Source organism: Streptomyces sp. NPDC001002 (genome assembly GCF_053599215.1).
Genome location: NZ_JBSFLV010000224.1, coordinates 1 through 11645, shown reverse-complemented (window position 1 = coordinate 11645; position 11645 = coordinate 1). Strand labels below are relative to the sequence as shown.

General features: G+C 71.4%; 15 protein-coding genes. 4 read left to right on the top strand and 11 right to left on the bottom strand.

Annotation, left to right across the window (positions count from 1 at the left end):
• Window positions 1–30 precede the first annotated feature (30 nt).
• The 4 genes from ACWDR3_RS45315 to rimP form a co-directional block, all read right to left on the bottom strand.
• On the bottom strand, window positions 31–492 hold the full coding sequence (locus ACWDR3_RS45315; RefSeq protein WP_450358550.1) for a translation initiation factor IF-2 N-terminal domain-containing protein: 462 nt from the start codon (window positions 490–492) through the stop codon (window positions 31–33).
• A gap of 146 nt (window positions 493–638) precedes the next feature.
• Complete coding sequence (locus tag ACWDR3_RS45310) at window positions 639–917, bottom strand: YlxR family protein (RefSeq protein WP_450358549.1); 279 nt, start codon at window positions 915–917, stop codon at window positions 639–641.
• 90 nt (window positions 918–1007) lie between these two features.
• Entirely contained in the window at window positions 1008–1994 is a 987-nt protein-coding gene (gene nusA / locus ACWDR3_RS45305; RefSeq protein WP_450358548.1) for a transcription termination factor NusA, read from the bottom strand.
• Window positions 1995–1996: 2 nt separating this feature from the next.
• Complete coding sequence (gene rimP, locus ACWDR3_RS45300; RefSeq protein ID WP_450358547.1) at window positions 1997–2512, bottom strand: ribosome maturation factor RimP; 516 nt, start codon at window positions 2510–2512, stop codon at window positions 1997–1999.
• A 224-nt stretch (window positions 2513–2736) separates the two neighbouring features.
• Between rimP and ACWDR3_RS45295 the strand changes: the two genes are divergently transcribed.
• The 3 genes from ACWDR3_RS45295 to ACWDR3_RS45285 are packed head-to-tail and all read left to right on the top strand — an operon-like array spanning window position 2737 to window position 4718.
• Complete coding sequence (locus ACWDR3_RS45295) at window positions 2737–3294, top strand: hypothetical protein (protein ID WP_450358546.1); 558 nt, start codon at window positions 2737–2739, stop codon at window positions 3292–3294.
• Window positions 3291–3791, top strand: coding sequence for a ferritin-like domain-containing protein (locus ACWDR3_RS45290; RefSeq protein WP_450358545.1), 501 nt, complete (start codon window positions 3291–3293; stop codon window positions 3789–3791). The genes ACWDR3_RS45295 and ACWDR3_RS45290 overlap by 4 nt, the downstream gene beginning before the upstream one ends.
• 27 nt (window positions 3792–3818) lie before the next feature.
• Window positions 3819–4718: an aminoglycoside phosphotransferase family protein gene (locus ACWDR3_RS45285; RefSeq protein WP_450358544.1), complete on the top strand. Its 900-nt coding sequence runs from the start codon at window positions 3819–3821 to the stop codon at window positions 4716–4718.
• Window positions 4719–4783: 65 nt separating this feature from the next.
• Here ACWDR3_RS45285 and ACWDR3_RS45280 read toward each other — a convergent pair whose 3' ends face one another.
• The 4 genes from ACWDR3_RS45280 to ACWDR3_RS45265 are packed head-to-tail and all read right to left on the bottom strand — an operon-like array spanning window position 4784 to window position 7755.
• Window positions 4784–4984, bottom strand: coding sequence for a ferredoxin (locus tag ACWDR3_RS45280; RefSeq protein WP_450358543.1), 201 nt, complete (start codon window positions 4982–4984; stop codon window positions 4784–4786).
• Window position 4985: 1 nt separating this feature from the next.
• Complete coding sequence (locus ACWDR3_RS45275) at window positions 4986–6203, bottom strand: NADH-ubiquinone oxidoreductase-F iron-sulfur binding region domain-containing protein (RefSeq protein ID WP_450358542.1); 1218 nt, start codon at window positions 6201–6203, stop codon at window positions 4986–4988.
• Window positions 6200–6781: a ferric reductase-like transmembrane domain-containing protein gene (locus ACWDR3_RS45270; RefSeq protein WP_450358541.1), complete on the bottom strand. Its 582-nt coding sequence runs from the start codon at window positions 6779–6781 to the stop codon at window positions 6200–6202. The genes ACWDR3_RS45275 and ACWDR3_RS45270 overlap by 4 nt, the downstream gene beginning before the upstream one ends.
• Window positions 6778–7755, bottom strand: a complete 978-nt coding sequence (locus ACWDR3_RS45265) for an FAD:protein FMN transferase (RefSeq protein WP_450358540.1) — start codon at window positions 7753–7755, stop codon at window positions 6778–6780. The genes ACWDR3_RS45270 and ACWDR3_RS45265 overlap by 4 nt, the downstream gene beginning before the upstream one ends.
• Before the next feature lie 15 nt (window positions 7756–7770).
• Here ACWDR3_RS45265 and ACWDR3_RS45260 point away from each other — a divergent pair, with 15 nt between their 5' ends.
• A complete protein-coding gene (locus ACWDR3_RS45260) occupies window positions 7771–8163 on the top strand; it encodes a hypothetical protein (RefSeq protein WP_450358539.1) in 393 nt (130 codons plus the stop codon).
• Between the two features lie 52 nt (window positions 8164–8215).
• Here the strand turns inward: ACWDR3_RS45260 and ACWDR3_RS45255 are convergent, their stop codons facing one another.
• The 3 genes from ACWDR3_RS45255 to ACWDR3_RS45245 form a co-directional block, all read right to left on the bottom strand.
• The gene (locus ACWDR3_RS45255) at window positions 8216–9919 is read right to left on the bottom strand and encodes a proline--tRNA ligase (RefSeq protein ID WP_450358538.1); all 1704 of its coding nucleotides are present in this window, start codon (window positions 9917–9919) and stop codon (window positions 8216–8218) included.
• Between the two features lie 72 nt (window positions 9920–9991).
• A complete protein-coding gene (locus tag ACWDR3_RS45250; protein ID WP_450358537.1) occupies window positions 9992–10522 on the bottom strand; it encodes a GNAT family N-acetyltransferase in 531 nt (176 codons plus the stop codon).
• Between the two features lie 64 nt (window positions 10523–10586).
• The gene (locus ACWDR3_RS45245) at window positions 10587–11435 is read right to left on the bottom strand and encodes a GNAT family N-acetyltransferase (RefSeq protein WP_402350621.1); all 849 of its coding nucleotides are present in this window, start codon (window positions 11433–11435) and stop codon (window positions 10587–10589) included.
• Window positions 11436–11645 lie beyond the last annotated feature (210 nt).

Sequence of the window (11645 nt, the reverse complement as noted above, 5' to 3'; positions counted from 1 at the left end):
ACTCAGGTTTTTTGCCGCACATGCGAATGTCTACGGCGTCGGGATACGCGGTCGCCTTCGGAGAGCCGGGGCGGCGGGAGCCGCCGGGGGCGCGGTGAACTCGGGCGCCGTGGGCGCCGGAGAGGCCGGAGCCGGTCGCGGCGCGGGCTTGGGGCCCGGAGTGGGACGAGTGCCGGAGGAGGCCGGCGCGGCGGGAGCCGCGGGCCGCTCGGCGACGGCCGGCTTCGGGGCCGGCGGGCGCGGGGCGGCCGGACGGGCAGCCTGCGCCGGAGAGGGGGCGCCCGGCTTCGCCGGGGCAGCCTTACGCGCGGAAGCGGGCTTGCCGCCTCCGTTGCCCTGATTGAGGGCGTCCGTCAACTTACGGACGACGGGCGCTTCGATGGTCGAAGACGCCGAACGGACGAATTCACCGAGTTCTTGGAGCTTGGCCATGACGACCTTGCTCTCCACCCCGAACTCCTTGGCGAGTTCGTATACCCGGACCTTAGCCACTTCGCTCCTTTTAGGTCCGGGTGCGTCCGGACCGTCGCTACTTCATGGGCGTACTCATCGCGTGCTCATCGAGTGCTCATCGCAATCTCGACCTACTTCCAACTCGCGGAATACCGGGCCGCACGGAGGTTCCGTACGACTCGCTCTTACGGTGTTGCCTGCTCGACGTAGAAGCGCAACGTCTTTGTGTCGAGCGCTCCCGGGGCGCGCAGCGCCCGTGTGAACGCCCGGCGACGTACCGCCAGGTCGAGACAGACCAGGGCGGGGTGCACATAAGCACCCCGGCCGGGCAGCGTACCGCGATGATCGGGGACGCACTCGCCCTCGACCGCCACGATGCGCAGCAAGTCCTTCTTGGCCGCTCGCTCCCGGCACCCCACACAGGTGCGCTCAGGGCATGCGCGGGCTCGCGTCCGGCCAGACACTCTTAAGTCTACCTCCCCGCACCGACCTCACCCCTTTGGGGCAAGAATCGAACGGTTGTTGTCGTGATCTCAGCCAGCGACGGCTCAGATCTATTCCTCGGGCTGCTCGGTGTCGGGCCGGATGTCGATCCGCCAGCCGGTCAGCCGGGCCGCGAGGCGGGCGTTCTGGCCCTCCTTGCCGATGGCCAGCGACAGCTGGTAGTCCGGCACCGTCACGCGCGCGGAGCGGGCCGCGAGGTCCACCACCTCGACCTTGGAGACCCGGGCCGGGGAGAGCGCGTTGGCGACCATCTCGGCCGGGTCGTCCGACCAGTCGACGATGTCGATCTTCTCGCCGTTCAGTTCGCCCATCACATTGCGGACTCGGCCGCCCATGGGGCCGATGCACGCGCCCTTGGCGTTGAGCCCGGAACGGGTGGAGCGGACGGCGATCTTGGTGCGGTGGCCGGCCTCGCGGGCGATCGCGGAGATCTCGACGGACCCGTCGGCGATCTCCGGCACCTCCAGCGCGAAGAGCTTCTTCACCAGGTCCGGGTGCGTACGGGAGAGGGTCACGGACGGACCGCGGACACCCTTCGCCACACGGACGACGTACGACCGCAGGCGCATGCCGTGCTGGTACGTCTCGCCGGGCACCTGCTCCTGGACGGGCAGGATGGCCTCCAGCCTGCCGATGTCCACCAGTACGTTCTTCGGGTCGCGGCCCTGCTGGACCACGCCGGTGACGATGTCGCCCTGCCGGCCCGCGTACTCGCCGAGCGTCGCGTCGTCCTCGGCGTCGCGCAGCCGCTGCAGGATGACCTGCTTGGCGGTGGTGGCGGCGATACGGCCGAAGTCGGACGGGGTGTCGTCGAACTCGCGCGCCTCCTGCCCCTCCTCCAGGTCCTCGGGGTCCTCCTTCGCCCACACCGTGACGTGACCGGTCTCGCGGTTGAGCTCCACGCGCGCGTGGCGGCGGCTTCCCTCGGTCCGGTGGTAGGCGATGAGGAGGGCCGACTCGATCGCCTCGACCAGCAGGGGGAAGGAGATCTCCTTCTCCCGTACCAAGCCCCGCAGGGCACTCATGTCGATGTCCATGGCTACGCCTCCTCTTCTTCCTTCTCGTCGGACTTGTCGCTGTCCTTGCGGTTGAACTCGACCTGCACGCGCGCCTTGTCGATGTCGGCGAAGGCGAGTCTGCGGCTGGTGGGCTTGCGGCCCTTCACGCCGGGCACTTCGAGGTCGAGGCCCTCGTCGTCGACCGCCAGGATCCTCGCGACCAGTTCGTCGCCCTCGACCGGCTGGAACTTCACCAGCCGCCCCACGGCGCGCACATAGTGGCGGTGTTCCTTCAGGAGGCGCTCGGCGCCCGGGGTGCCGACCTCGAGCGTGTACTCGCCCGCGCCCATCGCGTCCGTCTCGTCGAGCTTCGCCGAGAGCGCGCGGCTCACATCGGCGATCTGGTCCAGGTCCGCCCCGGTGTCGGAGTCGACGACGACACTCAGCACACGCTTGCGTCCGACGGAGTCCACCGCGATCTCTTCGAGATCCAGTCCCTGGGAGTTGACGAGCGGCTCCAGGAGCTCTCGCAGCCTCTCGCTCTGGGTGGTGCTCATCCGGGTGACTCCTCGGCCGCGTGTGCTGTTGTGGGAAGGTCGCGTGTCTGGTCAAAGGGTATCCGGTCGCGGGGTGTGTTGCCGTCCACGTACGGAGCAACGACGGCCCTCGTACACACGGGCGGTGCCGGTGAGGGGCACCGGGCGGGGGCGCGGGTACGGTGATCACCTGCGGGCCGCCCTTCCCGCCCGCGGATTCGTACGAGCCTTCGAGGACGACTGCCGTGCCGTACCCCCCGCCAGCGCGCACCCCCTCGGGTCCGCGCAGAAGAACCCTCCTCGCCTCGGCCACCGGCGCCGCCCTGCTCGCGGGCTGCTCCTCCGGGTCCGGCGGGGACGAGGAGAACACCAGCGGCAGCATGTCCGCGACCGCACGGGTACGCGCGCGTGCGGCCCGGGACAGCTCCGGTCTCGCGGAGCGCTACGACGCGGTGATCGCCGCGTATCCGGCGCTCGCGGAGCGGCTGGCACCGCTGCGGGCGGAGGTCGTGCGGCACGCGGTGGCGTTCGGGGGTTCGGCGGACGGGCCGAGCAGGGCGAACGCGGGGAGCGAGGAGAGCACGGGTACGGGCACGGCGTCTCCCTCGGCCTCGCCGTCCGGTACGGCCGTTCCCGGGACCGAGCGGGACGCCCTCGTCGAGCTGGCCGCCGCCGAGCGGGCGCTCGCCGACCGGCGCACGACGGCACTGCTCGACGTACCCGGGGAACCCGCCAGGCTGCTGGCCTCGGTGGCGGCGGCCGGGGCGGCACACGCGTATCTGCTGACGGAGGGCGCCCGGTGAGCGACGACGAGAAGAAGGCGGCGAAGGCGGAGCTCGCGGCCTACCAGGCTGCACTCGCGGCGGAGCACGCGGCGGTCTACGGGTACGGGGTCGTCGGCGGCCGGATCCGCGAGGGGCGTCAGACCGAGGCCCGGTCGGCGTACGACGCCCATCGGGCCCGGCGGGACGCGCTGGCGCGGGAGGTGCGGGACCTGGGCGGTACGCCGGTCGTGGCGTCGGCGGCGTACGCGCTGCCGTTCCCGGTGACGGACTCGCCCTCGGCCGTGCGGCTCGCCGCGGAGCTGGAGGACCGGGTGGCCGGGGTGTACTCCGACCTGGTGCGGGCGACCGACGGCGAGCGGCGGCGGACGGCCGCCGGGGCGGTGCGGGACGCGGCAGTGCGGGCGGTGCGGTGGCGCGGCGAGAGCGTAGCCTTCCCTGGGCTTGCCGAACGGGCATCCGACGCCTCGGCCTCGGCGGCGCCCGCGGTAACGCCCGCGGCAACGCCCGCTGGGTAATGCGTAAGGGAAGGGAACTGCTCGCGTATGGCTTTCGAACCGCCGCGGCGTCTGGTGAGGGCGCTCGGTGAGACGGCACCGGACGGTGACGGCTGGTTGGAGAAGCTGCCCGCGGCGGCGCAACAGGCCGTCGCTCTACGCGAGTTGACGCTGGAGCGGGTGCAGGTGCCCGGTGGGCGCAGCAGCCTGGTGGTGCTGGTGCGGCGGGCCGACGGGACGCAGGCGGTGCTCAAGCTGGCGCCGCCTCGGGCTCGGCCGGAGAGCGAGCGGGTTGCGCTGGCGCACTGGGGTGGGCGGGGGGCTGTGCAGCTGCTGGACGGGGCTGAGGTCGGGGGTGAGGGGGTGCTGTTGCTGGAGCGGCTGCACCCCGATGTTTCCGTGCGGTCGTTGCCGGAGGCGAAGGCGTTGCTTGAGGCGGCGGGGGTGTTGCGGCGGCTCTGGGTCGAGCCGCCGGGTGGGCATGTGTTTGAGACCGTGGCCGAGCGGACCGGGCGGCAGGCCGAGGCGATGAGGGCAGGGGCCGGCGGGGAGGTTGTCTCGCTGGTCGATGCGGCGCTGGTGGCTCGGGAGGAGTTGCTGGCTGCGCCGACTGAGGTTCGGTTGCTGCACGGGACGTTTCGGCAGAGCAAGGTGTTGGCGGGTGAGCGGTCTCCTTGGTTGGCGGTGGGGCCGGATCCGGTGGTGGGTGAGTGTGCGTTTGATCTTGCGCGGTTGGTTCGGGATCGGGTGGAGGATCTGATTGCTTCGCCGTCGGGGGCGGGGACTACTCGGCGGCGCGTTAAGAGGCTTGCCGAGTCGTTGGAGGTGGATCAGGAGCGGTTGCGGGGGTGGACGTTGTTTCGGGCTGTGGAGTCGGGGCTGCGGGCGCTTCGGGTGGGGCGGTTGAAGGATGCTGAGTTGTTGCTGGAGTTTGCGGGCTGGCTATAGAGGTTGTTCGTTGACTGCGGGTTTGTGGGGGCTGGTCGCGCAGTTCCCCGCGCCCCTTTAGGGCATCACCTCATCGCCAATTTCAAGGCTAGGACCGGGCAGTCGGCCGCTGCCCTCTGCGCTCGCTTTGCCGTGCGGGGCGGCACAGGAGACCCCTCCACCAGCGGGTAGCCCCATTCGTCCAGGGTGATGTGGTCGGGCAGCAACTCGGCGCACAGGCCGTGGCCTTGGCACGCCGTCCAGTCGACCGTGATGTGTTGGTCCATGTCAGTTCTCCTGGGGGACTGGCAGCAAGGGGGTGTGGTCGGTTGCTGTGCACAAACCCCTTGCGTGGGCGTCCAGTTCGGCGCCGAAGGTCGTCAAGGCGCTGCGGACCAGGCGGACCGTGCCGTCGGGGTGGTGGCAGGCGCCTCTGCCCTCGACCAGGCCCGACCAGCGGGCTATGTCCGTGCGGGCGGTGCCTTGGGGGCCGGGGGTGGCCAGGGTCTGGAACGCGGCGGCCATGCGGGGCAGGCCGTTGAGGCAGGGGCCGCATTGGCCTGCTGACTGGAGAGCCAAGTAGCGCAGGACTCGGGCGGTTTCGGTGAGGCCGCAGTGGGTGGTGGGGAGGGCGGCCAGGACGCCGGCGCCCATGGTGGTTGCGTCCAGGGGGAGTTGGGCTGCTTCGCGGGCCGGGATCCAGGTGCCGTGGTAGCCGCCGAGGAGGATGGCGGATGTGGTGGCGTCCATGGGGATGATGCGGCTCAGTGGCATGCCGAACGGGGCTTCCACCACCCGGACTTGATGGCCGGGGACGTGAACCGTGCACAGGGCGCTGCCGGGTTGGGTCGGGGTGCCCGCGGTGCGGAACCAGTCGGCGCCGTAGCGGGCGACCAGGGCGAGGTGGGCCAGGGTCTCGACGTTCTGGACGAGGGTGGGGGCCCGGCGCACCCCGCGTTCGCGCACCGGCGGGTCCTGGTGGGCCGGCAGGGCGGCGGCCCCGGAGAGGTACTGGGCCAGCGCCGAGGACTGCCCGGACACGAACCGCTTGGGCACGCGTACGACGGTGACGCGGAGCGGGTCGGTACGGCGGGCCAGCGCGGCCTCCAGGTAGGAGGCGCCGTCCTCGACCGCGAGGTGGGCCTCGTCCGCGCCGACCGCCTGCGCGGCGATCTGCAGTCCGTCCAGGACCAGGTGGGGCGAGAGGCGCAGCAGCGTCTTGTCCTTGTGGCTGGCGGGCTCGCCCTCGGCGCCGTTGGCGACGACCACCGGGGCACGGCCGGTGCGGCGGCCCGCGTCGGCGACCGCGACCAGCTTGCGGTACACCGCGAACGCCGCTCCCCCGCGCCCGGTCAGCCCGGACTCCGCGACCGCGCGCAGGACACCGTCCGGATCGCCGTACGCCAGTGGCCCGTACCGCTGTTGGTGCGTGGCGAGGTCGGCCGGGGTGCCGCCGGGGGCGAGCAGGCGCGGGGACATGTACAGGTCGGGGAAGGTCGCGGTCATGAGCGGGCTCCTTCGGCGGTGCGCAGCAGCGCGGCGGGGGTGCGGCGGGCGGCGCGGGCGGAGTGCGCCAGGCGGATGCCGACGGCGGCGACGACCGCGGCCACGCAGGAGACGGTCAGCCAGGTCATCCAGTCGGCGCCGGTGTCCGTGCCGATGCCGATGCCGTGGACCAGGGCGACGGGCCAGGAGGCGTACGCGAGCCAGTGCACGGCGCGCCAGGCGCGGTGGCCCATCCGGGCGCGGAGCAGGCTGGTGATGACGACCGCGAGCATCAGGTCGAGGGCGACCGTGCCGAGGCCCAGCCACAGCGGCTGGTAGTTCGAGGCGAACGGGACGATGACGTCCACGACCGTGATGTCGACGTAGCTGTCGATCACCGCGAACGCGATGTGCAGGGCCAGGAAAGCCATCGCGGAGAGCGAGAGGCTGCGGTGGAGGGAGACCGTGCCGAAGCGGGGCAGGCCAGGGAGCCGGGTGCTCAGACGGACCGCGATGCCCAGCAGGACGACGACCGTGAAGAGGACCAGGCAGACGGCACCGGTGGCACGGTTGGCGTACCAGAGGATCTCGGAGCTCATGCGGCTGCCTCCAGGTCGGTACGGTTCGTGGGCCAGCCGGGTGTGGTGACGACCGCCCCGCTGTGTGTCACCAGCCGTGCGGGCAGGCCCAGTTGGGTCAGCCAGCGCTCTGCGTCCGTGCCCTTCACCAAGGCCGCCGTGGTCGCCGCGTTCGCGTCCGCGCAGGTGGTCGCGGCGACCGAGACCGTGCGCCACGGGGAGCGGACCGGGAGGCCGGTGCGGGGGTCGACGATGTGGTGAAGGTCGTGGCCGCTCCGGCGCCAGGTGCGGGCGGCCGTGCCCGAGGTGGCGAGGCCGCCGGAGTGCAGGCCGACCGTGGCGTACGGCCCTTGCGCGGGCGTCTCGTCGACCGCTCCGGTCACGTCCTGGACGCGGATCTGCCAGCCGTCCGCCGGGGCCTGACCCGCGACGGCCGTGTCGCCGCCGAGGCTCACCAGCACTCCGCAGCCGGCCGCCTCCGCGAGCATCGTGGCGGCCCGGTCGGCGGCCCAGGCCTTGGCGGTCGCGCCCAGGTCGAGCCGGACGCCCGCCGGGACGGTGACCGTGTCCGTCGTACGGTCCAGGCGGACCGTGCGCCAGCCCGGGGCCCGCTTGACGGTGAGCCGGACCGGTCGGTCGTCCTCCTGGACGAGGGTGAAGTCGCGGTCGTAGCCGATCGCGTCCATCGCCGAGCCGACCGTGGGATCGACGGTTCCGTCGGTCGACTCGGCCGCGCGCAGGGCGACTTCGAGGGCCTGGGCGAGCAGCGGGCTGACCCGGACCGGGCGGCCGTCGGTGGTGTCGAGGGCGGCGAGTTCGGAGTCGGCGCGGAAGCGGCTGCAGGCCGCGTCCACCTCGGCGAGGTGCCGGGCGAGCAACAGGTTGCAGGAGTCGAGCAGGGCCGGGTCGGTGACGACCAGGCGGACGCGGGTGCCGAGGGCACGCCATTCGGTGGCGGCCGTGGTGCGCGGAGCGAGGCGCTCGGCGGTGGTCATCACGACGCCCCCGACGTGGAGTCGGTGGAGCCGCCGCTGGAGGAGGTGAGGCCACCGCTGGAGGACGCGCTGTCCGACGAGGACGACGATGAACTGTCCGTCGACGAACCGCCGTTGGACGAGCTGCTCGACGTCGACGAGTCCGTCGTACTGCTACTGCTACTGCTGTCGCTGCTCGTGGACGTGGTCGTCGAGGACGCGCTCGTGTTCGTGTCCATCGTGCCGATGAGCGCGAACATCCCGGCGGCGGCCGCCAAGGTGACCGCCGCCGCTGTCGCCGCCGTGCGCCGGGCCCCTCTGCGGACCGCGGCTGCGGCACCTCGTTCCCTGCTGTTCATGGCCGTTCCCCTCCCTGGTGACTCTGTGTCACCCACTACGGTCGGGGAACTGCCTGAGAGAAGTCTGTGAGGCGCCCATACGCCCCGGAAGAACTCCCTGAGAGGTGCCTTAAATCAGGGCGTCAGACGGTGAGGCGGGCGATCGCCTCGTCCACCGTCAGCTCCTCGCGCTCACCGGACTTGCGGTCCTTGAGCTCCAGGACGCCCTCGGCGGACCGGCGGCCCGCCACCAAAATCTGCGGTACGCCGATGAGTTCGGCGTCCGTGAACTTCACGCCCGGCGAGACGCCGGCCCGGTCGTCGACCAGGACGCGCAGGCCGGCCGCGCGCAGCTTCTCGGAGACGTCGAGGGCGAGTTCGATCTGGAGGGCCTTGCCGGCCGCGACGACGTGCACGTCGGCCGGGGCGACCTCGCGGGGCCAGACCAGGCCGTGCTCGTCGGCGGTCTGCTCGGCGAGGGCCGCGACCGCGCGGGAGACGCCGATGCCGTAGGAGCCCATGGTGACGCGGACCGGCTTGCCCTGCTGGCCCAGGACGTCGAGCTTGAGGGCGTCGGCGTACTTGCGGCCCAGCTGGAAGATGTGGCCGATCTCGATGGCGCGGTCGAGCTTGAGGCCCGTGCCGCACTTCGGGCAGGGGTCGCCCTCCTGCACGACCACGACGTCGACGTACGTGTCGACCTCGAAGTCCCGTCCGGCGACGACGTTCTTGGCGTGCGTGTGCTCCTTGTTGGCGCCCGTGATCCAGGACGTGCCGGGGGCCACGCGCGGGTCGGCGATGTACGTGACCTTCTCGCCCCGGCCCTGCGGACCGACGTAACCGCGCACCAGGTCGGGACGGCCGGTGAAGTCCTCCGCCGTCACCAACTCCACGGTGGCGGGGGCGAAGTGGGCCTCGACCTTGTCCAGGTCGACCTCGCGGTCACCGGGCACACCGACGGCGACGATCTCGCCGTCGACCTTCACCAGGAGGTTCTTGAGGGTGGCGGAGGCCTCGACGCCGAGGTGCGCCGCGAGGGTCTCGATCGTGGGGGTGTCGGGGGTCGGGATCTCTTCGAGGGCGGGCACGCCGGCGGCGTCCACGGGCTTCAACTCGTACGAGATCGCTTCGGTGTTGGCCGCGAAGTCGCAGTTCGGGCAGTCCGCGAAGGTGTCCTCGCCGGCCTCGGCGGGGGCGAGGAACTCCTCCGACTTGGAGCCGCCCATCGCGCCCGCGGTGGCGGCGCAGATGCGGTAGTCGAGGCCGAGGCGCTCGAAAATCCGCTGGTAGGCATCGCGGTGCAGGGCGTAGGACTTGGCGAGGCCCTCGTCCTCCGTGTCGAAGGAGTAGGAGTCCTTCATCAGGAACTCGCGGCCGCGCAGGATGCCGGCGCGGGGGCGGGCCTCGTCGCGGTACTTGTTCTGGATCTGGTAGAGGATGACCGGCAGGTCCTTGTAGGAGGACGCCTGGTCCTTCACCAGCAGGGTGAAGATCTCCTCGTGGGTCGGGCCGAGCAGGTAGTCGCCGCCCTTGCGGTCCTGGAGGCGGAACAGCTCGGGGCCGTACTCCTGCCAGCGGCCGGTCGCCTCGTAGGGCTCGCGGGGCAGGATCGCGGGGAGCAGCACCTCCTGGGCGCCGATCGCGTCCATCTCCTCACGGACGATCCGCTCGACGTTGGACAGCACCTTCTTGCCCAGGGGCAGCCAGGACCAGATGCCGGCCGCGGTACGGCGGACGTAGCCGGCCCGCACGAGGAGCTTGTGACTGAGGACCTCGGCGTCCGCCGGGTCGTCGCGCAGCGTCTTCGCCATCAACTGGGACATGCGCTGGACCGGTGCGTTCGCCATGGTTCTCGTACTCCTGCCGAAAAGGGTGATGGCTAGGAGGTTAGCCGGGCGCGCTGTGGGGGTGGAAATCGGTTAGCGGCGGCGCAGTGGGAGAGGGGCGCCCATGACGGCGTACGGCTTCGGGGCGCTCGGGAAGAGGACGCGGCGGGCCAGGTCCTGGTAGCCGAGGGAGTGGTAGAGGCCGCGGGCCGGGCTGTCGGTGTCGATCGCGGAGAGGATCGAGCGGGGTTCGGCGGCGCTGTCGGTGATCGTGGTGATCAGGGAGCGGCCGATGCCGCGGTTCTGGTGGCCCGGGTGGACGTGCAGTTCGGTGATCACGAAGGAGTCGTCGAGCCAGTTGTCGTGGCCCTGTTCGTGGAGGTAGGGCTCGACGACGGTGGACCACCAGTGGCCGCGGTTGTTGGGCATTCCGTACACGAACCCGACGAGGTGTCGTCCGACGGTCGCGCCGAGGGCCCTTGCGCCGGGGTGGGTCATGTGGCGGAGGACGATCTGGCGGCGTACCGCCACTTCGTCGGCGCCGAGTCCGAAGGCCAGGGCCTGGACGGCTAGGGCCTCGTCGACGTGGGCCGGGAGGTCGAGGGGGCCGATGACGAGGTCCATGCGGGGAGGGTACAGGGGGGCGTCGGTCATCTGCCTGGTGCGGGTTGCAAGTGGCTGACGGTGACTAGAACAGGACGCTCATGAACGCGCCGATCTCCTGGAAGCCCACGCGGTGGTACGTCCGCCTCGCCGGGGTGTTGAAGTCGTTCACGTACAGGCTCACCAGGGGGGCCACGTCCGCCAGGGCGTACCGCAGGACCGCCGCCATGCCCGGGGCCGCCACGCCTCTCCCCCGGTACTCCGGGGCCACCCACACGCCCTGGATCTGGCAGGCCTGCGAGGTCGCCGCGCCGATCTCGGCCTTGAAGACGACCTTGCCGTGTTCGTCGACGCGGGCGAACGAGCGGCCCGCGCCTACGAGTTCGGCCACCCGGGCCTGGTAGAGGAGGCCGCCGTCGCCGGCCAGCGGGGAGACGCCGACCTCCTCGGTGAACATCGCCACGCAGGCCGGCATGATCGTGTCCATCTCGTCCTTGCGGATGCGGCGGACGTAGGGATCCGGGGCGATGTCGGTCGGCATGCGGTCCGCGACCATGAGGGGCTGGCGCGAGCGGACCTCGCGGGCCGGGCCCCAGCTCGGTTCGAGGAGCCGCCACAGCTGGGAGACGGCTTCGGCGGGGCCGACGATCGAGGAGCAGCGGCGGCCGGCCCGGCGGGCGCGGTCCGCGAAGGACCGTACGGCCTTGGGGGTGGCGCAGATCGGGACCAGGTTGGCGCCCGCGTAGCAGAGGGACGTCAGCATGCCGTCCTCGTAGAAGCCCCACATCTCGCCGCCGAGTCGCCAGGGGTCGAGGCCGGCGATCTGGACGCGCGAGGTCACGAAGGCGTTCGCGACGGGCTCGCGGTCCAGAACTGCGAGCGCCGCTTCCAGGTCACTCGGTTCGAGCACTCGGGAGGTGGTCTGGGTCAACACGTGCGGGGCCTCACCCTGAGGGTTCTGCTGATCTGCGCACTGTACCTGCGGAAGCTGAGCAGTGCCGCCCCTGTTTTTGTGCGGGTGCCTTTCTGCGGCTTGCGTCGGTGCCCTCGCCGTCCCCTGGGTCGAGTCGGTGAATCAAACAATCCAAGGCTATGTTGACTTTCGGCTGATTGAGCCAGAAGAATTCCGAGGGTGACCTTCGAG